The organism is Psychrobacter sp. NG27 (assembly GCF_016106655.1).
GTDB lineage: Bacteria > Pseudomonadota > Gammaproteobacteria > Pseudomonadales > Moraxellaceae > Psychrobacter.
In genome coordinates this window covers 54,053-76,237 of the sequence record NZ_JADGIN010000010.1, presented here as the reverse complement: position 1 = coordinate 76,237, position 22,185 = coordinate 54,053, and the positions used below count along the sequence as shown (strand labels likewise).

Genomic DNA, 22,185 nt, shown 5'->3' with positions numbered 1-22,185 from the left:
TGAAGCCACTTCAATATGGCTTCAGTCTATTATTATCCTTAGTGGTCAACCTAAAAGCAGTACGCGCATCGCTGCTGCTTTTAGTGATTTGTCTCAACCCTATTCATTGCCTTCATTCATCTTATTTGCGTCAATAATACGCTATCAGATGATTATAAAGATAACGGAGAAGCAACTTGAAAGATTTACTCGATATCATGCAAAGCCCTACCGGCAACGGTAACCAAGAGTTTGATAGCATTCAAATTACTTTAGCCTCACCTGACGTCATCAAGTCATGGTCACATGGCGAAGTAAAAAAACCTGAAACGATTAACTATCGTACGTTTAAGCCTGAGCGTGATGGTTTATTTTGTGCCAAAATTTTTGGCCCAGTAAAAGATTTTGAGTGTTTATGTGGTAAGTACAAGCGCCGTAAATTCCAAGGCGTTATCTGTGAAAAATGTGGCGTAGAAGTGACGACCGCTAAAGTACGTCGTGATCGCATGGGTCACATCGACTTAGCCAGTCCAGTTGCGCATATTTGGTTCTTAAAATCATTACCAAGCCGCATCGGTCTATTGCTAGACATGACGCTACGTGATATCGAACGTGTTCTATATTTTGAAAGCTACATCGTTACTGAGCCAGGTCTTACCTCTTTAGAGAAGTACCAGTTGCTTGATGATGAAGATTACTTCAAAGCTCTTGAAGAATTTGGTGATGAATTCACGGCCAAAATGGGTGCTGAGGCGGTTCAAGACTTATTGAAAGATATCGATATCGATCTTGAAGTTGATGAGTTGCGTGAAGCGATTCCGCAAACAGGTTCTGAGACTAAGCTTAAAAAGATGTCTAAGCGTCTTAAACTGTTAGAAGCATTCCGTGATTCTAATAATAAGCCTGAGTGGATGGTAATGAACATATTGCCAGTACTACCACCAGATTTGCGTCCGTTAGTACCACTAGAAGGTGGCCGTTTTGCGACGTCAGATCTAAACGATTTATATCGCCGCGTGATCAACCGTAACAACCGTCTTAAGCGTCTGCTTGAGCTGAGCGCCCCTGATATCATCGTACGTAACGAAAAACGTATGTTGCAAGAGTCAGTTGATGCATTGTTAGATAATGGTCGTCGCGGTCGTGCAATCACTGGTAGTAACAAGCGTCCATTGAAATCTTTGGCAGATATGATCAAAGGTAAGCAAGGTCGTTTCCGTCAAAACTTACTTGGTAAGCGTGTCGATTACTCTGGTCGTTCGGTTATCGTTGTAGGTCCTACACTACGTCTACATCAGTGTGGCCTACCGAAGAAAATGGCACTAGAACTATTTAAGCCATTTACTTATAACAAGCTATTGTCTCATGGTTTGGCGACGACAATTAAAGCCGCCAAAAAGATGGTAGAGCGTGAAGAGCCACAAGTGTGGGATATGCTGGCCATGGTTATCCGTGAGCATCCAGTACTCTTGAACCGTGCACCAACGCTTCACCGTTTGGGTCTACAGGCATTTGAGCCAGTACTAATCGAAGGTAAAGCAATTCAATTGCATCCGCTCGTTTGTACCGCATTCAACGCCGATTTCGATGGTGACCAAATGGCCGTTCACGTGCCATTGACGCTAGAAGCACAGCTTGAATCACGTGCGCTAATGATGTCTACCAACAACATCTTGTCACCTGCGAACGGTGATCCAATCATCGTACCATCACAGGATGTTGTATTAGGCTTGTATTACATCAGTCGCTCGTCTATCAATGCCAAAGGCGAGAGCATGATTTTTGCGACCGTCAATGAAGCATTGCGTGCCATTGGTTCGAACGATCTACATGTTAACGCTAAAATCAAAGTGCGTGTTACTGAGACGCATATTGACGAAGAGGGTAACGAAACCAAAGAAATCAGTATCAAAGATACGGTTGCTGGTCGTTTGCTTATCTGGAACATCATGCCTAAAGGTATGACGTTTGATGAGTGTAACCAAGAGATGACGAAGAAAAACATCTCTCGTCTGATTAACTCTTGCTACCGTAAAGTCGGCGTGAAAGAAAGTGTTATGTTTGCTGACCAATTGATGTACTTAGGTTTTGCTCAAGCGACTCTATCTGGCGTGTCTATCGGTATCGACGACATGGTCATTCCACCACTGAAAAAGCAAATCATCGAAGTGGCAGAAGGCGAAGTACGCGAAATCGAAGATCAGTTCGAGCAAGGTTTCGTAACTGCTGGTGAGCGTTATAATAAAGTGGTTGATATCTGGTCACGTACCAATGACAAAGTCGCTAAGGCGATGATGGATAACTTGGCAACGGATAAGATCTTGAATGCCAAAGGTGAGGAAGAAGAGCAGAAATCATTCAACTCGATCTTTATCATGTCAGATTCTGGTGCTCGTGGTAGTGCTGCACAGATTCGTCAGTTGGCAGGTATGCGTGGTCTGATGGCGAAACCAGATGGCTCAATCATTGAGACACCGATTAAAGCCAACTTCCGTGAAGGTTTGACCGTACTACAGTACTTTATCTCAACTCACGGTGCACGTAAAGGTCTAGCTGATACGGCATTGAAAACGGCTAACTCGGGTTATCTGACACGTCGTTTAGTTGATGTGGCACAGGATTTGGTTATCACTACTGATGACTGTGGTACTGAGCAAGGCTTGCTCATGAAGCCGCATATCCAAGGTGGCGAGATCATTGAGAAGCTAGGTGAGCTAGTACTGGGTCGTGTGACTGCACGTGATGTTACTTATAATGATGATGCTGATAAAATATTGGTTCCAGCTGGTACTTTGATCGATGAGTACTGGGTTAACGTCCTTGACAGCAACGCGATTGATGATATCTGGGTACGCTCAGTTATTACTTGTAATGTTGAGCATGGCGTGTGTTCACAGTGTTATGGTCGTGACCTTGCTCGTGGTCATAAAGTGAATATTGGCGAGTCAGTTGGTGTTATGGCTGCACAGTCTATCGGTGAGCCAGGTACTCAGTTGACCATGCGTACATTCCACGTGGGCGGGGCAGCAAGTTCAGCCTCTGTGGACAACAGCATCTCTGTACGTAACGCTGGTCAAGCACATTTTGAAAACATGAAAACGGTTCAACATACTGATGGTCACTTAGTCATCGTATCGCGTTCAGCTGAAATCGCGTTAACTGATGAGCTTGGCCGTGAGCGTGAGCGTTATAAAGTACCTTACGGTTCTAGCGTTCTTGTGAAAAGCGAAGATTATGTTGAAGGCGGCCAGACCATCGCTAAATGGGATCCGCACACGCATCCTATCATCACAGAATTCGCTGGTACAGCACGCTTCAGTGACATCACTGATGGCTTGACAGCTACCGTGAAGGTTGATGACGCGACTGGTATGAGCTCGTTTGAGATTCTTGCTACTCGTGACCGTTCAAGCTCAGCGAAAGACTTACGTCCTGCAATTATCTTGAACACGGACGAAGGTAAAGAAGTGGTTTACTTCTTACCAGCTGAAACTATCATTCGCGTTAGCGATGGTGAAAAAGTAGCAGCCGGTTCGATCCTAGGCCGCGTACCACAAGCATCTTCTGGTACTAAAGATATCACCGGTGGTCTACCACGTGTTGCTGATCTATTCGAAGCACGTCGTCCGAAAGATCACGCCATCATGGCAGAAATGTCTGGTGTGGTTAGCTTTGGTAAAGAGACCAAAGGTAAGAACCGCTTCATTATTACCAATGAAGATGGTGAGATCCATGAAGAGCTAATCCCGAAATGGCGTCAAATCAACGTCTTTGAAAACGAGACGGTAGCTCGTGGTGAAGTGATCGCTGATGGTCCACAGAACCCACATGATATCTTACGTTTGAAAGGTCAGACTGCACTTGCTGATTATATCGTCAACGAAGTACAGGACGTTTATCGTCTACAGGGCGTGAAAATCAACGATAAGCACATCGAAGTCATTATTCGTCAGATGCTGCGTAAAGTTGAAATCACCGATGGTGGCGATTCAAATCACTTTAAAGGTGATCAGGTAGAGTATGCTGATATCAAAGCATTGAATGCAAAACTAGAAGCGGAAGATAAATTCCCAGTACAGTTTGAGCGTCAATTGTTAGGTATCACCAAAGCAAGTCTGGCAACAGAAAGCTTTATCTCAGCGGCTTCTTTCCAGGAAACAACCCGCGTACTAACTGCTGCTGCCGTTACTGGTAAAGTGGATGAGTTACGTGGCCTGAAAGAAAACGTGGTCGTTGGTCGCTTGATTCCTGCAGGTACGGGTCTTGCTTATCATAAAGCACGTAAAGACAAAGCAGATAAGAAGCTACAAGATAAAGATCTTAATGCAGCGTTTGATATGACAGCGAGCACTGATAGTAAAGACTTTGCAAGCTTTGATGAAGCCTTTGCTCAAGAGTTAAATCAAGACAACTAAGAGCAGTCAGCGTCTTTGATTCATTTTTAACTTGATAAAAAAGCCAGCCTAAGTTGCTGGCTTTTTTGTGTGTGTAAAAAACTGAGAAAGGCATGGTGCTACTATCAAAAAAAATAGTACACTGGAAAATACGCTCAAATTCACTATTCATAAAAGGATAATTAGCAGATGGCAGGTAAAACACGTGTCGCCAAGTATCAAGCAGATCGAACCAACCAAAAGCTGTATTTTTGTCGTTTATCCTGCCAAGCAGCAGGAGGTGCCAACGATAAGCAGTTATACCAAGCCCATTGCGAAACGGCTATCTTTCATTTGCATGGTGCATTGCTGGCATTTATCCAAGAACTGGGTCATTTTTATAGTTTAAATATGACGGCACCCACGTTGCTAGATATCGAACAAGCATTGAGCGAGCGCACACAGGTATCTCCTGAAATCCAACGCTTGCAGCAATTGCAGCAGCAAGGTTTTGTTGCCAATATAGATCGCGCTTATCAACGCTGTCTCTATGCTGTGCCACCAGATACCGTTGTAGACGAGACGCTAAGTAGTCCGTCAGCCTCGCCAGATCTTATTGTGAATGTCGTCACTCTATCGAATCAATGGTTGCCTGATGAGGCCACCATACGTGAATGGCGTCAGCAGCTTTTGGAGCTGATTGAGCAACTCCGTGCTGGAATGGTCGAGTTTTAAATATATAGTCAGCGAACTACTAAACCGCTACGGGTTACCCTCCCTAGAGATACGATATGTACAATCTGCGGTCGGCTGCCTTGTAGCTGTTTTCGATTTCTTTGACTATAGATAGGGGTCATGTTCATGGTCTGATAAGTAGAAGACAAGGTAGTGATAGTTATGGTGCTTTAATCAAAGCAAAAAAAAGCTTATTCAGTGATTGCTGAATAAGCTTTTTTTATCAGACATTAATTATGGCGATGAATAAGATGTGCCATGATAAGCAGATTACTCTGGCAACGGAGGCATACGCTCAACAGGTGTGACGGATAGTGGGTTTTGCGGTACGCTATCATCACTGCGTTTATTGCTAGATGTCTGAGGCTCTGAGTTTTTCACATTTTCAGGGGGCTTAGGAGTGGGAGCCTGACGCTGCTGAGTTTGGGTTTTGACTGGCTTTGCCACTTTGTTATTGTCAGCAACATCGTCATCACTAGCGATAAGTCCATCATCAGTCATTTCGATTATTTCTTGCTGCTGTTTCTTAGACTTTGAGCGGTTGTTAATCGATACCCACTGACTCGGCGTATCTTTGAGCTGCGCTTTCATAAAGTCCATCCAAACGGGTAGGGCAGCCACACCGCCGTACTCACGGCGACCCATGGTGGCTGGTTGATCAAATCCCATCCATACGACAGTTGCATTGGTAGGATGAAATCCTGCGAACCAAGCATCTTTAGCCTGGTTAGTTGTGCCTGTTTTACCACCGATATCGTTACGACCTAATGCTTTTGCTCGTATAGCCGTACCATGCTGTACCACATCACGCAAAATATCTGCCATCTCAAATGCCACTCTAGGTTGTAATATTCGTGGTGCCTGTTTGGCCACTGCGTATTGTACAGCAGGTGCTTTCAAGCGATCTGACTGAGGGCCAGCATTATAGACAGTCAAATCAGTGCTTTGTTCGGTGTTTTCCTCAGCTTTTAACGTCGATGCATCAGCGTCTATTTTATCAGTACCTGTTTCATCAATACTATTGCTATCGTTTTCGAGGGATTTATTATACGTCTCGATTGATTGCTTATTACGTTGCTCAAGTTGTTTGTTAAAGCATAGCGCACAAGCTTGACGTGGATTTGCTTGGAACAATAGATCGTTTTTATAATTGTATATTTGTTCAATAAAGTAAGGTTGTACGCGATGACCACCATTGGCAAAGGTTGAATATGCTGTTGCCATTTGTAGTGGCGTGGCTTGTCCTGCGCCAAGTGCTAACGATAACGTGGTGGGGAGCTTTTCTTTGTCTAAACCGAACTCATCCAATAGATTGCGTGTACTAGAGATTCCGATGGCTTGGAGTAAACGAATAGAAACCAGATTTCGAGACAAGTAAAGCCCGCGGCGCAAGGTGATATCACCTAAGAAGCGCTCATCAGAGTTTTTGGGTTTCCAGTCGCCTACTTGAATTGGTCTATCGGAGACAATGGTGTCTGGACGATAGCCTTTTTCTAGCGCTGCTGTATAAACAAGCGGTTTAATCGTTGAGCCTGGTTGGCGCCAGCCTTGTAATGCACGGTTGAATTTACTATGGTTAAAATCAAACCCACCAACCAAGGCATTCACTGCGCCAGTTTCTGGATTTAAGGAAACCAAGCTTCCTTGTACTTTGGGTATTTGGCCCAATTGCCAATTGCCATTCGCCGTTGGCATAACACGGACAATGTCATTCTTTTTGACAATTTGGCTGGCATTACTCGGATAGTAACCGATACGATCGGCAGAAATGTATTTACGCGCCCAGCTCATGCCAGACCAGTTAACGGTAATGCTCTCACCAGACTGTAGGGTGGCCTCAAAACTACGCGAATTGACCTTGGTAATTTTGGCAGGAGACATACTGCTATAACGTTGAAAGTTTTCTAGTGGTTCATCATTTGCTTCAGCACCGCGCCAACCGTGACGATGCTCATAGGCAACCAAACCCGTCAGTATGGCCGCTTCTGCATCTATCTGTGCCTGACTGTCTACTGTCAGGCGTACGCGCCAACCACCATGCATGACCTGCTCACCGTAGCGTTCCACTAAGGTAGCACGAGTCATTTCTGCCAAATAAGGCATATTGACATCAAGCTTTTCTTTATAAAGGTTGATGCCTACTGGTGCGGCAATGGCTTCGTCTTTTTGCGCTTTGGTGATATAACCAAGCTCATGCATACGCCCAATAATCCAGTTACGACGGGTCAATGCACGCTCAGGATTGGCGACAGGATTATATTTAGAAGGGGCTTTTGGTAAGCCTGCTAGCATTGCCATCTCAGCGATGCTTAAGCTGTCTAGTGACTTACTATAATATTTTTTGGCAGCAGCGCGGATACCGTAAGCGCCTTCACCCAGATAAATCTTATTGACATAAAGCGTTAGAATATCGTTTTTGCTGAGTTCATCTTCGATTTTACGCGCCAAAAATAACTCTGTCAGTTTGCGGTTTAATGTTCTCTCTGAGCTCAAGAAATAGTTTTTGGCAACCTGCATAGTGATGGTCGACCCACCTGTCTGACCGTCATCATCGGTCACAGCCTCAGTAACGGCTCGACCAAGTCCTTTAATACTGATACCACTATGCTGAAAAAATGAGGCATCTTCTGCTGCTAAAAAAGCATGGGTTAAATCTTCAGGGATGTCTTCAAAACTGACTGGTAAAGATAAACGATTGCCATATTGGCCAATCAGTTTGTCATCGCTACTATAAATCTGTAATGGCATCTCTAAACTGGCAGTCTTAATTTCTTGAGTGCTTGGTAAGGTCGGCGATAAATACATTGCCATACCATAAAAACCAATCGGTACAGCAAGCGCTAAAACAACCGCCAATGCTAGGCATGCGATAAAAACACCCACTAAAAAATGAATGAGGCGAGCAGTAGCATTTTTTTTGGCCATAAGAAGACTTATTAGTTAGAATTTGTAGCGAACAATATATTATACCTCGAACAAAATCGGCAGGTCATAATAAATGTGTAAGTGTGCTTTAATATATTTTTAAATGCTTGAAACTATCAATTAAGTAAAGTATTGTATCTAATTATTACAAATAACTATCAAATTGTACATTCAATATAAGGTATAGAGTTTGTGAGGCTATTTACTTCTAAAAGTCGACATTTGATTGGTGTGGATATTTGTGCCACCTCAGTAAAGTTGGTTGACATACAGCGCCAACATGGCATGTTTCACCTAAAATCTTATGGTATCGAAAGACTTCCGGAAGGTGTAGTCGTCGACAAACTCTTGGTAGATACAGAAACAGTAGGTACTATCATAACTAGCCTCTCCAGACGCTGCCAAGTATCGGGCAGCAATGTCGCCACAGCAGTTTCAGGCTCTGCTGTTATAACCAAAATTATTGACATGGATATGGCGTTAAATGACGTTGAGCGTGAAGCCCAAATTCGTTTAGATGCGGATCAGTATGTGCCTTACCCGTTAGAAGATGTCAATTTAGACTTTGAAGTTTTGGGTCCCTCTTTGGCGAGCGATAATATGGTGCAGGTATTGCTGGCGGCTTCTCGCTCGGAAAATGTCGACCAACGCGTCGATGCGTTAGCTTTCGGTGGCATGCAAACCAAAGTCATGGATATTGAATCACATGCCATTGAGCGTGCTTTTAAACTGATGGTTGATTATCTGCCAAATATGCCAGAATTGGTCGCTTTAGTGGATATTGGTCACAATCAAACCACTTTATATATCGCCAAAAATGGTGAGTTTATTTATAGTCGTGAGCAATTGTTTGGCGGTGTGCAGTTGACCGAGGCGATACAAAATCGTTACGGGCTATCAGCAGAAGAGGCTACATTGAGCAAACGTGAGCGTACCTTACCTGATGACTATTATCCTGAAATATTGACGCCCTTCATAGAAAACACCATTCAGCAAATCACACGCTCCCTACAGTTTTATTTCTCATCTAGCCAGTATAGCAGTATAGACCACGTGGTGTTGGCAGGTGGTAGCAGCTCGATTGCGGGACTCTCTGGTATGGCACAGCAAAAACTGGGTGTCCCTGTTAGTGTGGCCAACCCGTTTGCTAATATGACTATCGCACCAAATATTGACAATGAGCAATTGGCTGTTGATGCACCAAGCTTAATGGCTGCATGCGGTCTTGCGTTAAGGAGCTTTGACTGATGGCTCGTATTAACCTTTTACCTTGGCGCCAAGAAGAGCGCGAACGTCGCAATAAAGAATTCTTAACATTGGTGGTTGCTGTCACTTTGCTGACGCTACTGGCTGCATTTGCCTCATGGAGCTATTTCAATAATGAGCTTGCTGACCAGCTCGATGCCAATTCGTTGATCGAACAAGAAAATAAACGCTTAGATACCGCATTGACCGAAATCGATAGTTTAGAGCAGCGCCGTGAAGATATTATATCGCGCATGCAAGTGATTCAAGACTTGCAGGGTCGCCGTCCTGTGCCTGTACGTTTGTGGGATGATTTGGCTAGAGCCATTCCGCCGGCGCTTTATTTAAACAATCTTAAGCGTGAAGGGGATGTCTTAACCTTAACCGGTCTGGCTGATAATCCAAACATTGTGTCGAGTTTGATTCGCAACCTAGACAGTAGTAAGTGGATGGGTAATTCAGCAGTGAGTAATATTCAACAGAATATTAGCGCTTATGAAACGGCACCTGCTCTTAACAACACGGTTACGACGGGCGAGCAGCCTCGTCCTGTCTATCCAGAAGACAGTTATGTACAGTTTGTGGTAACGACGAGAGTGCAATCAGAGACGCCTGCCGCTACGGATGCTGTTTTGGGAGGTGAGTTATGAAACTTGTCCGCAAAAAAAGCCTAATCAAGACCAAAAAGAATAACTTGAAACCCAAAAAGCAGTTTGATCTAAACGAGTTTCGCCGCAGTTTTGAATCATTAGATTCTGATAACTATGGTAGCTGGCCATTGCCAGTAAAGGTAACCGTGATTGGTCTTATTATTACCTTTATCGCTGCGCTATCATGGGCACTGCCAATCAGTAGCAAAATCGATGAGATCAATGCAGCTGAAAGTCAGCAACAAACACTACTGGACAGTTACCGTGAAAAAGAATCACGTGCGCGTCACCTAAAAGCCTATCAAGAACAAGTCGTCCAAATGGAGACGGAGTTCAATACTTTGCTAGACCAATTGCCAAAAGACACGCGTGTCTCAGAGCTGGTAGAAGGCATCAATATGACAGGGGTGGGTAGTAACATACGTTTCCAAGATATCTCAGTAGAACCTGAAATCGAAAATGAATTCTTCATTGAGCAGCCTATCCGTATTGCTGCTTTGGGTGATTACCATCAGTTTGGTAGCTTTATCAGTGGTCTGGCAGCACTACCTCGAATCATCACGATGCACGATTTTGAAGTCAGTAATCCACAGCCTACTTTGGATGTGTTACCAGAGCTTAATTTGGTTTTACAGACCAAAACGTATCGATCTAAAGAAGCGGCTCCTGAAGGTGATGAAGCGGTTGCATCAACTGACGCTGCAGCTACAGCAGGAGGCAACTAATGACTATTCAAAGACTGCCGATATTACTTGTTTTGAGCATGGCAACGTTATCGATGACAGGTTGTACAGATCGTATTGGTGTGGCAGAGCAATCAATGGCTGACATACGTAATCAACCAGCTCAGCCTATTGAGCCGCCACCTAAGGCTGAGCTGGTAGAGGACTTCGTCTATAGTGCCAGTGCCCAGCGCAGTCCGTTTTTGCCGCCAAGTTTGGTCAATGTACAGGGCCCTACAACCTCAATCGATGGTGTGCGACCTGACATTACGAGAACGAAAGAACCGCTTGAGCAGTATGAGCTGTCACAGCTGATTTTCAGAGGTGTTGTGGTTGCTCCGGAAGGCCAGCAGTATGCGTTGATACAACGTCCTGATGGCTCGGTTGCTAGTGTGAAAGTAGGTAATTATCTTGGATTAAATGACGGCCGTATCGTTGAAATCACGCCGACTCAGGTTAACTTGATTGAAATTGTGCCAGACAGTCGTGCCGGGTTCGTTGAAAAACCCCAGTCACTGGTATCCCCTATAAGCTAAGTTGGCAGATTTTTTGAGGAATAAATAATGACAGTACGCAACAACAAGGTGATGATAATGAGCAGTCGTGTGTCTTCCGCTTTTGCCATTTCAGCATTGGCCGTCAGCATGATAGCCGTGAGCAATAGCGCATATGCTGCACAGCGCATCAACAATGTCTCTGTAGTACAAACGGCACCAGCCGTGACTCAAATGCGCTTGGGGTTCACAGGAACGCCAGTATTACCAGCAGCATATCAACTGGATGATCCTAGTCGCTTGGTGTTAGATTTTGAGCAAGTACAAAACGGGCTTGCCAGTCGCTTCAATGAATATAATATTGGTGTCGTCAATGATGTCACTACACTAAGTAGCGACAGTACCACGCGTCTTATTGTTGGCCTAAAAGAGTCGGGCAATTATACGACCGCGATTGAGGGCAACGAGTTATTGCTGACCATCACTGATCCGAGTCGTCCGGTGATTACCAGTGATCCGGTACAGGATGTACTCAATAACAATAATAACAACATCACGACAACGGCAATTGTTACGCCAATTGTTGAGACCAGTAGTGTTCCAGTTGCTGCTGTTCGTACGAACACGCCTTCTTTGAAAAAAGAAGTACCAGCAGATACGATGGTGGTCAGAGTCAATCCACTGCTCAACCCACAACTGGCTGCCTCACAAGTGAGTAAACAGTATAGTTACGACGGTCTCAGTGCAGTGAATTTTTCGGCAGGCAATGATGGTGGTGGTAATATCAGCGTTGTACTGGCTAATGAAGCCATTCCAGTAGATGTACAGCGTCAAGGCAATCAGTTGGTGGTTCGTTTGACTGGTAGTACAGTGCCAAGAAACTTGCTACGTCGATTGAATATTAATAGCGGTCTTGTCAGCAGTATCGATACCAAAAACCAAGGTCAAAATGGTGTTATCACCATCAACTTGACAGATGATTATGAGTATCAAGCGTATCAGTCTGGCAACCAGTTGAATATCGGTATCAAAAAACCTGAACTACTACGTGAGCCAACGCTTGAAGAAAGAGTCTATAGCGGCGAACCACTGTCTATGGAGTTTCAAGACGTCGAGATTCGTAGTGTATTAGACATTTTGGCACAGTTTACCGAGATGAACATCGTTGCTAACGATTCAGTCGCTGGTAACATCACTCTGCGTCTGATCAATGTGCCTTGGGATCAGGCACTCGATATTATCTTAAAGAGCAAAAATCTAGACAAGCGTGAAAACGGCAATATTATTTTGGTCGCGCCTGCTACAGAGCTTGCTGAGCAAGAAGCAAAGGAGCTTGAAGCACAGCAAGCGGTGAAGTCTTATGCACCATTACGGACTGAGTATATCCGTTTGAGCTATGCTATAGCGCAAGATGTATTGACGCTTATCTCTCAAGGTAGCGGTTCATCTGGTGGTGGCACCTCAAGCCGAGCCGATGAAAACAATACGTTGTTGTCTAATCGTGGCACAGTGACCGTTGATGATCGTACCAATACTTTGATCATCAAAGACGTGGCTGAGAGTATCGAAAATATTCACAAATTAATCAGCAAAATTGATATCCCCGTTCGTCAGGTCATGATTGAAGCGCGTATCGTTAGTGCCACGGATAGCTTTAGTAAAGAAATTGGCGTTCGCTGGGGCATCCTATCAAATGGCGCGGCAAACAACCGTAGCTTGTTGGTTGGTGGTAGTAATCAGACATTGGCAGATCTCAAAGACTTTGACATAGAGACCACCACAGTCAATGGTCAAACGGTCTCGTATCCGTCGTATGACATTACCAGTCCTGATAATTTAAACGTTGATTTAGGCGTTTCTAACCCAGCGGGCAGTATTGCCTTTGGTTTGCTCAGTATGTCTGATGTGATGCTTGATCTTGAGCTGTCAGCATTACAAGCCGACAATCGCGGTGAAGTTATCTCAACACCAAAGATTTTGACAGCAGACAAGCAAACGGCAAAAGTCTCTTCTGGTACGCAGATTCCTTATCAAGAAGCATCAGCCAGTGGTGCTACAACGACCAGCTTTAGAGAAGCAGCACTGAGCTTAGAAGCCACACCGAATATCACACCTGATGGCAAAATCGGTCTAAAATTGGTCATTACCAATGGTACACCGACTATCATCAACAATCAGGTGGCTATTTCTGAGGACTCTATCTCGACCAATGTTATTATCGAAGATGGGCAGACAGTTGTACTAGGCGGTGTGTTTAAAAACCGTACCAGTAACGGCGTAGATAAAGTACCTTTCTTAGGAGACCTGCCTTATATTGGCCGTGCATTCCGCCGAGATGTACGTAGCAATACTAAGGAAGAGTTACTTATTTTTGTCACGCCAAAACTGATCAATGATGGTACAAGCCGTTTGAATTAATGGCAGTTGGTTTTTATTAAAAAAAGCAAGCCACCGTGCTTGCTTTTTTATGTGCTGAATTTTACTCACAATAATCATGGCTCATTACTAGCCAGAATATCAATGACGTTGTATCATACCTAATTTAGCTGAGTAAGTACTATGGTGCAGGAATTGCCGTCGGTGTTTTTAGTGGGACCGATGGGAGCAGGGAAGACGACAATCGGTAAACTACTGGCCAAACAATTAGGCCGAACTTTTGTAGACAGTGATTGGTATGTCGAATCGCAAACCGGTGCCGATATTGCTTGGATCTTCGCAAAAGAAGGCGAAGCGGGCTTTCGTGAGCGTGAAACGCGTGCTATCGACGAGTTGACCCAAAACCCTCAAATCGTACTGGCAACGGGTGGCGGTGCAGTGATGTGTGCTGAAAACCGCGAGTTTTTACATCAGCGTGGTATCGTCGTTTACCTCAATGCTCCCGTAGATGTGCAAATGGCTCGTACTGCAAAGGATAAATCTCGACCATTATTGCAGCAGCCAAATCCTAGAAAAATACTGCAGGATTTGTACAGTGCTCGAGACCCTTTGTATCGGCAGGTGGCACATATCATCATGCCGACGGGCCATACGTATCCACGGCATATGGTCAACCAACTGTTACAGCAATTAGAAACCTTTTCTGACGCTACCACGGTGACACCAGACTCAGCTCCTAAAAACAACCAATAGCAGATCGAGCAGCACAGTTGCTGTTCAGATCTGTTTTTTATCTTATTATCAATCTTTAAGGACTCTTTCATGACAATGGCAGTGTTTTATGATGCTCTAACGGTTCACACGCAAAGTCATGATTATCCAATCGTCATTACTGAAAACGCTGCGATAGAAAAGAGCAGTATGGCACAGCAAGTAGCGCCTTATATTGGTGGTCAGCAGGTATTGATTGTCACCAATGAGACGGTCGCGCCTTTGTACTTGAAAGCCTTGGAAGATGAGCTATGGGTACAATTTACGGTAAGAGTCTGTGTGTTGCCAGATGGTGAGCAATACAAAAACCAAACCAGTATCGATCAAATCTATGACGCCCTAATGGCGGAGCACTTTAATCGTGATGTCACGCTTATCGCGCTCGGCGGCGGTGTGGTCGGTGATATGACAGGGTTTGCCGCCGCGAGCTTTATGCGTGGGGTGAATTTTATCCAAATTCCAACGACGCTGTTATCGCAAGTAGATTCAAGCGTGGGTGGCAAAACAGGCATCAATCATGCACAAGGCAAAAATATGATTGGGGCGTTTTGGCAACCGCAAATGGTTCTTGCTGATATGAGCACTCTCAAAACATTACCGACACGCGAGCTATCAGCTGGCATCGCTGAAATTATTAAATATGCCCTCATCATGGACGAATCATTTTTGACATGGCTTGAGGCCAATCTGCCTGCGATGATGGCATTGGATTTGGCAGTACTTGGGGAAGCGGTGAAGCGCTGCTGTCAGTACAAGGCTGATGTCGTGGCACAAGACGAAAGAGAGTCAGGTGTGCGAGCACTACTCAACTTCGGTCATACCTTTGGTCATGTGATTGAGACAAATGAAGGCTATGGCAATTGGTTGCATGGTGAGGCAGTGGCAGCTGGCATGGTACAAGCAGCTGAGCTGTCCCAAAAGATTGGCTGGCTAACCCATGATGAGGTTGCGCGTATCAAGCGTGTCTTAATTCTAGGTAATCTACCTATCACACCGCCGGTTATCGAGGTAGAGACTGCTTTGAACCTGATGGGGCATGATAAAAAAGTGAAACACGGACAAATCCGCCTGATTTTGTTAAAATCAATAGGCGATGCTGTGTTGACCAATGACTTTGATCACGAGTTGTTGTCTGAAGTATTGTCACAATACAGCGCGTAGCTCATTAAGATCGTGTGCAACTTATCAAAGTTTTAGTAAATGTATAGGGATACCTATACGCTTTAGTGCACTCAAATATGTTTTTACCAAGGACACTCTCATGGCAGCATCAAAACCGACGACACGTACGGCTAGCCAATCATACAGTCGTCAGGCCTTGATTTGGCTAGTAGTGACATTGCTGTTGGGCATTGTCACCGCATTGGTATGGATGCTGAGTCAAACACCAGCAATGGGTGCCAAGATCGAAAACGCACCAGTATCCGCACCGCAAATGCTGGCTGATGAGTTTGAACAGCCATTAAAGATAGAGTCGTTGCATGAGCTTGATACGGATGTGCAACCCATTAACTTTGATGCCACGGTTCGTGATTTGCGTGATTATCCTGATGAATTCAAAGACAAGCGTTATCTACTGGCCAATAAAGGCAAGTGGACTGTGCAAGTGATGAATGTGGCCGAAAACGATGTGATCGTTAGCTACTTAGAAAGCCGCAAAGATCGCGAGAAATTTGCTTATTTTCGATATCTTGACGACGAAAATCAGGTTCGTTATATGTTGACCTATGGGCTGATGAGTAGTCCACAAGAAGCGGTAGGGGCTGCCAAACTGATCGATTTTAAATTGCCTACGGATGTTCGTGTATTGCCAGAAGAGATCAATCGATACGTTGGTATTATTGACAATTACGAGCGCCCTGACCCAGTAAAAGACTTGAGTACAAAGCGTACCCGTGCGGTTAGCTTGAAACCAACCAAACGTGAAATACCTGTTCGCCAAAAAGCGGAGGCGGCGGCGAGCGATCAAGCAGCTACGGACAACAGTAATCGTAATGCTCAAGATACTGCTAGTAGTAAGTCTGAGCCAAGTATTCGCCAATCAGCTGATACGTCTGAAACCCTCTCTGTGAGTGAAGAACGCACGATTGGTAATGACGTACCTTCATCTGAAACTTCACCTAAAAATGAAGAAAATGTGAGTAAACCGGCGTCTGAAACTAAAAAGCCTGCATCATCAGAAGCGGATAAAACCACCAAAAAGCCACCAGTGGTGCCAGCGCCTAAACCGCCGAGCACTACTTCGAACACCAATAACAAGAGTGCCAATGCTAAGAGTGCTAACACCAGTGCGCCAAAAGAAAATAGTGATAGCATAAAAACGCTGATAGAAGATAAGAGTAATTAGTTTTTTGCAGATAGCCTCGCTTGCCTGAAGTTTATGGTGGCACTAACGACCGCTTTATAAATACTTAATACGACTTAATCAAACCCACTAATGAACACATTAGTGGGTTTTTTATGGCTCAAGTATTTTTTGGTTAAAAAGATAAGGAGAAGATAGCGGTCAAAAACAGTCGATTATCATAAGCCTACCTAACCATGTCACAGATGAGTCACTCATATTCGAATTTTAATATGATTATTGATTGTCCTATAACCAATAGTAATAAATACTATTACAAATTATGGCTGATGAATCGATAGAAAAGACTAGATTTTTTGTCAATGATTAACTAATATAACTGTGGGCGACGTTCTGTATAGTTATCGTAAAAATGTTTATTTAACAATGACTTAATAGTATATATACTGTTTTTTTGGCGCTTTGCCAGACATTGTTGTCTCAAGCGTGGCACTAATTGTTTGCTAGGAAGTGATGGTAAGTGCCACAATTTCTCTCATTGTCACTTTTTTAGAGTGAGTACAGCACTTGAATACAGAGCGTCAGATATTCAAGATGAATCAAATGCATTGTTATTAATCTGTCATAGATAAACGTTTACAACTGAAATATGACAACCAACATAACAATTGATGCTTAAGCAAAAGACATAAGATATCAATAAGCGCGTGACTGGTATTTTGGGAGAGGTTTTAACCCATTACCAAGGGCCGATACTCACAAGCTATTGATACACGAACCACATGTCGAGACTTCACCTAACGATTAAGAAAACCACGGTTTTTCTGTGTTTTAGGGTATGACGTCCAAGCCTTGCACCATTTACTAATTCTAAGACCCGAATATCCTTTATCAGCCCGTTCTGCCTACGGGTACCAGCTTACACTCCGCATTGGAGATATAAGCTGCCCGTCTACTTAAAAGGACAAGCTATGTCGATGATTTCCTCGCAAACAAACCTGGCCACGCCAGATGATTTTTCTGATAATTGCGGTTTTGGTCTGATTGCTCACATTGAGGGCCAAGCCAGCCATGACTTGGTAAGAACTGCCATTCATAGTTTGAGTTGTATGACTCACCGCGGCGGCGTTGCTGCTGATGGTAGAACTGGTGACGGGTGTGGTTTATTATTAGCGACGCCTACTGAGTTTTTTAAACAGATTGCCACTGAGCAACAATTGGTACTGACCGACAACTTTGCGGTCGGTATGGTGTTTGTCAATTTGGATAATGACAAGTCTAAGCATAGTCAGCAAGTGCTCAGTGATGAGATTAAAGCGCAAGGGTTAGAAGTCGCAGGCTGGCGTGATGTGCCGCTTGACTTGAGTATCGTCGGTGAGATTGGCCGTGAAACATTACCAGATTTTAAGCAAATATTCGTTAATGCACCAGATGACTTGGCTGCAGATGACTTTAATCGTAAACTGTTTGTCGCACGCAAAAAAGCAGAGCAGCGCCTGACAGATGATGAGCTGTTTTATGTGTGCTCACTCAGCTGTCAGACCATTATTTATAAAGGTCTGGTCATGCCATCAGACTTGCCAGCATTCTTTTTGGATTTACAAGATGAGCGCTTGGCATCTCACATTGTGGTGTTCCATCAGCGTTTTTCTACCAACACGTTACCACGTTGGCCATTGGCACAGCCGTTTCGTTATCTTGCCCACAATGGCGAGCTGAATACCATCACAGGTAACCGTAACTGGTCTAAGGCGCGTACGCCGAAACTCAAGTCAGACAAGTTGCCAAACTTAAATGAATTGACGCCATTAGTAAACAGTACCGGCTCTGACTCATCAAGCTTGGATAATATGCTTGAAGTACTTATGTCGGGCGGCATGAACCTATTCCATGCGATGTCGATTTTGGTACCACCTGCATGGCAGAATGTCGATAGCATGGACATGGATCTGCGTGCGTTCTATGAGTTTTACTCGCAGCATATGGAAGCGTGGGATGGCCCTGCTGGTCTGGTCATTCAAGATGGACGCTACGCGGTATGTATGCTCGATAGAAACGGTCTGCGCCCGTCGCGTTGGGTGACGACTAAGAACGGTTATATCACCGTTGCCTCAGAAGTTGGTGTTTGGGATTATGAACCAACCGACGTATTGGCAAAAGGCCGCGTTGGCCCAGGTCAAATGCTGGTCATTGATACGTTGACAGGTAAAGTTTTAGATACCACTGCTATCGCAACATTACTTAAAACGGCGCATCCATACCGTAAATGGCTGCGTGAAGAAGCGACACGCATACGTGATGATGAGCGTTTAGAAGAAACCTTAGCAACGCAAGCTTGCCGGGGTGATAAGCTAAAAACTCTACAAAAGATGTATCACATCACCAATGAAGAACGTACAGAAATCATTCGTCCCAATGCGGAGAATGGTCAAGAGCCGGTCGGCTCGATGGGTGATGATACGCCAATGGCAGTGCTGTCGCAGCAAATTCGCCATGTGGGTGACTTTTTCCGTCAGCAGTTCGCACAGGTAACCAATCCGCCAATCGATCCACTACGTGAATCTATTGTGATGTCATTACAGACCTGCCTAGGTGCTGAAACGAACGTATTTGCGCCGTCAGCGCGAGATGCTCATCGCATTATCTTATCATCGCCTGTGTTGTCAGCCAGCAAAATGCAGCAGCTTGAAACTTTAGATGATCCTGCATTCAAGATGGCTCGCATTGATTTAAACTATGACCGTACTTTAGAGTTATCTGATGCTATCGTCGCTATCTGTGAGCAAGTGGCAGATAACATCCGCTCGGGTAATACACTGATTGTCTTGTCTGATAAAGATATCGATGCAGACAAAGTACCAGCCAATGCCATCATGGTGACGGGTGCTGTGCATCATTATCTTATCGAGCAAGGCATTCGTACCGATGCCAATCTAGTGGTTGAAACGGGTCTGGCTCGTGACTCACATCAAATAGCAGTATTGATTGGCTTTGGTGCGACCTGCGTCTATCCATATTTGGCATATGATGTCATCGATGATTTGGTGGCGACTGGTGAACTGCTGGGTGATCCGATTCAAGCCCGCGTCAATTTCCGCAAAGGCTTAGATAAAGGGTTGCTAAAGATCCTATCGAAGATGGGTATCTCTACCATTGTGTCGTATCGCGGCGCGCAGTTGTTTGAAGCAGTTGGCCTCTCAGAAGAAGTCGTGAGCCTGTGTTTCAAAGGCGTACAAAGCCGTATTAAGGGCGCTACCTTTGCCGATCTTGCCGCTGATCAAGCGCAGTTGGCTGCCAATGCCTTTAAGCGTCGTGCACCTCTAGATCAAGGTGGTCTGCTGAAGTTCGTCTTCAATAAAGAGTATCATGCCTTTAACCCTGACGTGATCAATAGCCTCCATAAAGCTGTACGCACAGGCGATTATGATAACTATCTTAATTATGCCAACCTAGTAAATAGCCGCCCGGTCGCGACTTTACGCGACTTGTTACAGCTAAAAACAGACAACAGCATCGACGTCAATGAAGTGGAAGATATCTCTGAGATCTTAACGCGTTTTGACTCAGCTGGTATGTCCCTAGGTGCGCTGTCTCCTGAAGCACACGAATCAATCGCCATGGCGATGAATACCATCGGTGGTCGCTCAAACTCTGGTGAGGGCGGTGAAGATCCTGCGCGCTACGGTACACTACGTAACTCAAAGATCAAACAAGTCGCTTCTGGTCGTTTTGGGGTCACGCCTGCCTATCTGCGCTCAGCGGAAGTCATGCAGATTAAAGTGGCTCAAGGCGCTAAGCCTGGTGAAGGTGGACAGCTACCTGGTGGTAAGGTCAATGCACTGATTGCACGCTTGCGTTATTCAGTACCGGGTGTGACTTTGATTTCACCGCCGCCGCATCATGATATTTATTCTATCGAAGATTTGGCGCAGCTGATTTTTGATTTGAAACAAGTCAATCCAGACGCACTGGTATCCGTTAAATTGGTCTCGCGTCCAGGTGTTGGAACGATCGCAACAGGCGTCGCAAAAGCCTATGCCGATTTGATTACTATTTCAGGTTATGATGGTGGTACAGCAGCGTCTCCGCTATCGTCTATCCATCATGCAGGCTCGCCATGGGAGCTAGGTCTGGCTGAGACCCATCAGTCTCTACGAGTGAATGGATTACGTGATAAGGTACGTGTTCAGACCGATGGTGGTTTGAAGACAGGGCTAGATGTAGTCAAGGCAGCCATTCTTGGTGCAGAAAGCTTTGGCTTTGGTACCACGCCGATGATTGCGGTTGGGTGTAAATACCTACGTATATGCCATTTAAACAACTGTCCAACAGGCGTTGCGACTCAAAAAGCCAAGCTACGTGATGAGCATTTCATTGGCGAAGCAGAGATGTTGATTAACTTCTTTAAGTTTGTGGCGACCGAAACGCGCGAATGGTTAGCGGCACTTGGCGTTCGTAGTATGGAAGAGCTGGTCGGTCGTACTGACTTGCTTAATATTTTAGAAGGTAATACTGATAAGCAGCGTCATCTTGATTTAACGCCACTACTATTTAGTCATCCAGCCAGCGTTGGCAAAGCACAGACCTGTCAGGTAGAGCGCAATGAGCCGTTTGATAAAGGCTTGCTTGCTGAGCAAATGATTAGTGATATGCTGGTGAATATTCGTCAAGGCTCAGGCGGTGATTATAGCTATTTCGTTGGTAACTGTGACCGGTCTATCGGTGCTCGTATCTCAGGTGAGATCGCGCAAGTATGGGGCAACCTTGGTATGAGTGACATGCCAATTAAACTGCGTCTAACAGGTACGGCAGGGCAGAGCTTGGGTGTTTGGAATGCTGGCGGCTTAAATATTGAGCTTGAAGGCGATGCCAATGACTATGTAGGCAAAGGCATGGCAGGCGGTGAGATTGTGATTTATCCGCCAAAAGGCTCAAACTTTATAGCACAAGAGACCGCCATTATCGGTAACACTTGCCTATATGGCGCAACGGGTGGCAAGTTATATGCTGCTGGTACAGCAGGTGAGCGTTTTGGGGTGCGTAACTCCGGTACACATGCCGTCATCGAAGGCACAGGCGATCATTGCTGTGAGTATATGACAGGTGGTATCGTCACGATTCTTGGACGTACGGGTCTCAACTTTGGCGCGGGTATGACGGGCGGCTTCGCTTATGTACTCGATATGGAAGGTGACTTCTTTGATCGTTGCAACCATGAGCTGATTGACCTTAACCGCATCTCAAGCGAGCAAACAGAAGAGCACCGTATTCATTTGCAACAAGTGATTGAGACTCATGTAGAGAAAACAGGCAGCGCATGGGGCCAGACGATATTGGATGACTTTGAGCACTATGTTCGTAAGTTCTATTTGGTGAAGCCAAAAGCGGCAAACATTGCAAGCCTTCTTAAAACAACCATGGCCGATCCACAATAGACGATCCACAACGCTGACTCATCGCTTTATAGCGAGCGATTGAGTCGGTGTTGATTGATGACCATTGAATTAGAGTAGCCAGCGTTCCGTTTTTAGAGACGTTTTAACTCACAGGTTTTTAGCAGGTAAGTGACAGCAGCACGTTATAGCGCTCAGCATTGACCCAAATTGGGTA

At 44.9% G+C, this 22,185-nt stretch carries 12 protein-coding genes; 11 read left to right on the top strand and 1 reads right to left on the bottom strand.

Translation table 11 applies throughout. The features are described from left to right. Positions 1-176 precede the first annotated feature (176 nt). The gene (gene rpoC, locus IP485_RS12545) at positions 177-4,394 is read left to right on the top strand and encodes a DNA-directed RNA polymerase subunit beta' (protein ID WP_198327492.1); all 4,218 of its coding nucleotides are present in this window, start codon (positions 177-179) and stop codon (positions 4,392-4,394) included. A 168-nt stretch (positions 4,395-4,562) separates the two neighbouring features. Then, positions 4,563-5,087, top strand: a complete 525-nt coding sequence (locus tag IP485_RS12540) for a DUF6586 family protein (protein ID WP_198327491.1) — start codon at positions 4,563-4,565, stop codon at positions 5,085-5,087. Positions 5,088-5,357: 270 nt separating this feature from the next. Here IP485_RS12540 and IP485_RS12535 read toward each other — a convergent pair whose 3' ends face one another. Then, a complete protein-coding gene (locus IP485_RS12535) occupies positions 5,358-8,012 on the bottom strand; it encodes a penicillin-binding protein 1A (protein WP_198327490.1) in 2,655 nt (884 codons plus the stop codon). Between the two features lie 192 nt (positions 8,013-8,204). Between IP485_RS12535 and pilM the strand changes: the two genes are divergently transcribed. The 9 genes from pilM (at position 8,205) to gltB (ending at position 22,010) form a co-directional block, all read left to right on the top strand. Next, a complete protein-coding gene (pilM, locus tag IP485_RS12530) occupies positions 8,205-9,260 on the top strand; it encodes a type IV pilus assembly protein PilM (protein WP_198327489.1) in 1,056 nt (351 codons plus the stop codon). Then, positions 9,260-9,907, top strand: a complete 648-nt coding sequence (locus IP485_RS12525) for a PilN domain-containing protein (RefSeq protein WP_197176571.1) — start codon at positions 9,260-9,262, stop codon at positions 9,905-9,907. The genes pilM and IP485_RS12525 overlap by 1 nt, the downstream gene beginning before the upstream one ends. Further along, positions 9,904-10,632: a type 4a pilus biogenesis protein PilO gene (locus IP485_RS12520; protein WP_194364548.1), complete on the top strand. Its 729-nt coding sequence runs from the start codon at positions 9,904-9,906 to the stop codon at positions 10,630-10,632. The genes IP485_RS12525 and IP485_RS12520 overlap by 4 nt, the downstream gene beginning before the upstream one ends. Further along, a complete protein-coding gene (locus IP485_RS12515) occupies positions 10,632-11,165 on the top strand; it encodes a pilus assembly protein PilP (protein WP_198327488.1) in 534 nt (177 codons plus the stop codon). Before IP485_RS12520 ends, IP485_RS12515 begins: the two co-directional genes overlap by 1 nt. Before the next feature lie 27 nt (positions 11,166-11,192). Continuing rightward, positions 11,193-13,541, top strand: a complete 2,349-nt coding sequence (gene pilQ, locus IP485_RS12510; protein WP_198327487.1) for a type IV pilus secretin PilQ — start codon at positions 11,193-11,195, stop codon at positions 13,539-13,541. A 141-nt stretch (positions 13,542-13,682) separates the two neighbouring features. Continuing rightward, entirely contained in the window at positions 13,683-14,252 is a 570-nt protein-coding gene (gene aroK, locus IP485_RS12505; RefSeq protein ID WP_198327486.1) for a shikimate kinase AroK, read from the top strand. 69 nt (positions 14,253-14,321) lie between these two features. Beyond that, the gene (gene aroB, locus IP485_RS12500) at positions 14,322-15,431 is read left to right on the top strand and encodes a 3-dehydroquinate synthase (protein ID WP_198327485.1); all 1,110 of its coding nucleotides are present in this window, start codon (positions 14,322-14,324) and stop codon (positions 15,429-15,431) included. 100 nt (positions 15,432-15,531) lie between these two features. After that, positions 15,532-16,617 carry a hypothetical protein gene (locus IP485_RS12495; RefSeq protein WP_198327484.1) on the top strand — a complete coding sequence of 362 codons (1,086 nt, stop codon included), beginning with the start codon at positions 15,532-15,534 and terminating at the stop codon, positions 16,615-16,617. A 929-nt stretch (positions 16,618-17,546) separates the two neighbouring features. Further along, positions 17,547-22,010 (top strand): glutamate synthase large subunit, encoded by a 4,464-nt coding sequence (gltB, locus tag IP485_RS12490; RefSeq protein ID WP_198327483.1) that lies wholly within the window; start codon positions 17,547-17,549, stop codon positions 22,008-22,010. The last annotated feature ends 175 nt before the right edge of the window (positions 22,011-22,185 follow it).

Coding starts and splice junctions, on each gene's coding strand:
- IP485_RS12540 (WP_198327491.1), top strand. CDS start 4,563: ATGGCAGGTAAAACACGTGTCGCCAAGTATCAAGCAGATCGAACCAAC.
- IP485_RS12535 (WP_198327490.1), bottom strand. CDS start 8,012: ATGGCCAAAAAAAATGCTACTGCTCGCCTCATTCATTTTTTAGTGGGT.
- IP485_RS12525 (WP_197176571.1), top strand. CDS start 9,260: ATGGCTCGTATTAACCTTTTACCTTGGCGCCAAGAAGAGCGCGAACGT.
- IP485_RS12520 (WP_194364548.1), top strand. CDS start 9,904: ATGAAACTTGTCCGCAAAAAAAGCCTAATCAAGACCAAAAAGAATAAC.
- IP485_RS12515 (WP_198327488.1), top strand. CDS start 10,632: ATGACTATTCAAAGACTGCCGATATTACTTGTTTTGAGCATGGCAACG.
- pilQ (WP_198327487.1), top strand. CDS start 11,193: ATGACAGTACGCAACAACAAGGTGATGATAATGAGCAGTCGTGTGTCT.
- aroK (WP_198327486.1), top strand. CDS start 13,683: ATGGTGCAGGAATTGCCGTCGGTGTTTTTAGTGGGACCGATGGGAGCA.
- aroB (WP_198327485.1), top strand. CDS start 14,322: ATGACAATGGCAGTGTTTTATGATGCTCTAACGGTTCACACGCAAAGT.
- IP485_RS12495 (WP_198327484.1), top strand. CDS start 15,532: ATGGCAGCATCAAAACCGACGACACGTACGGCTAGCCAATCATACAGT.
- gltB (WP_198327483.1), top strand. CDS start 17,547: ATGTCGATGATTTCCTCGCAAACAAACCTGGCCACGCCAGATGATTTT.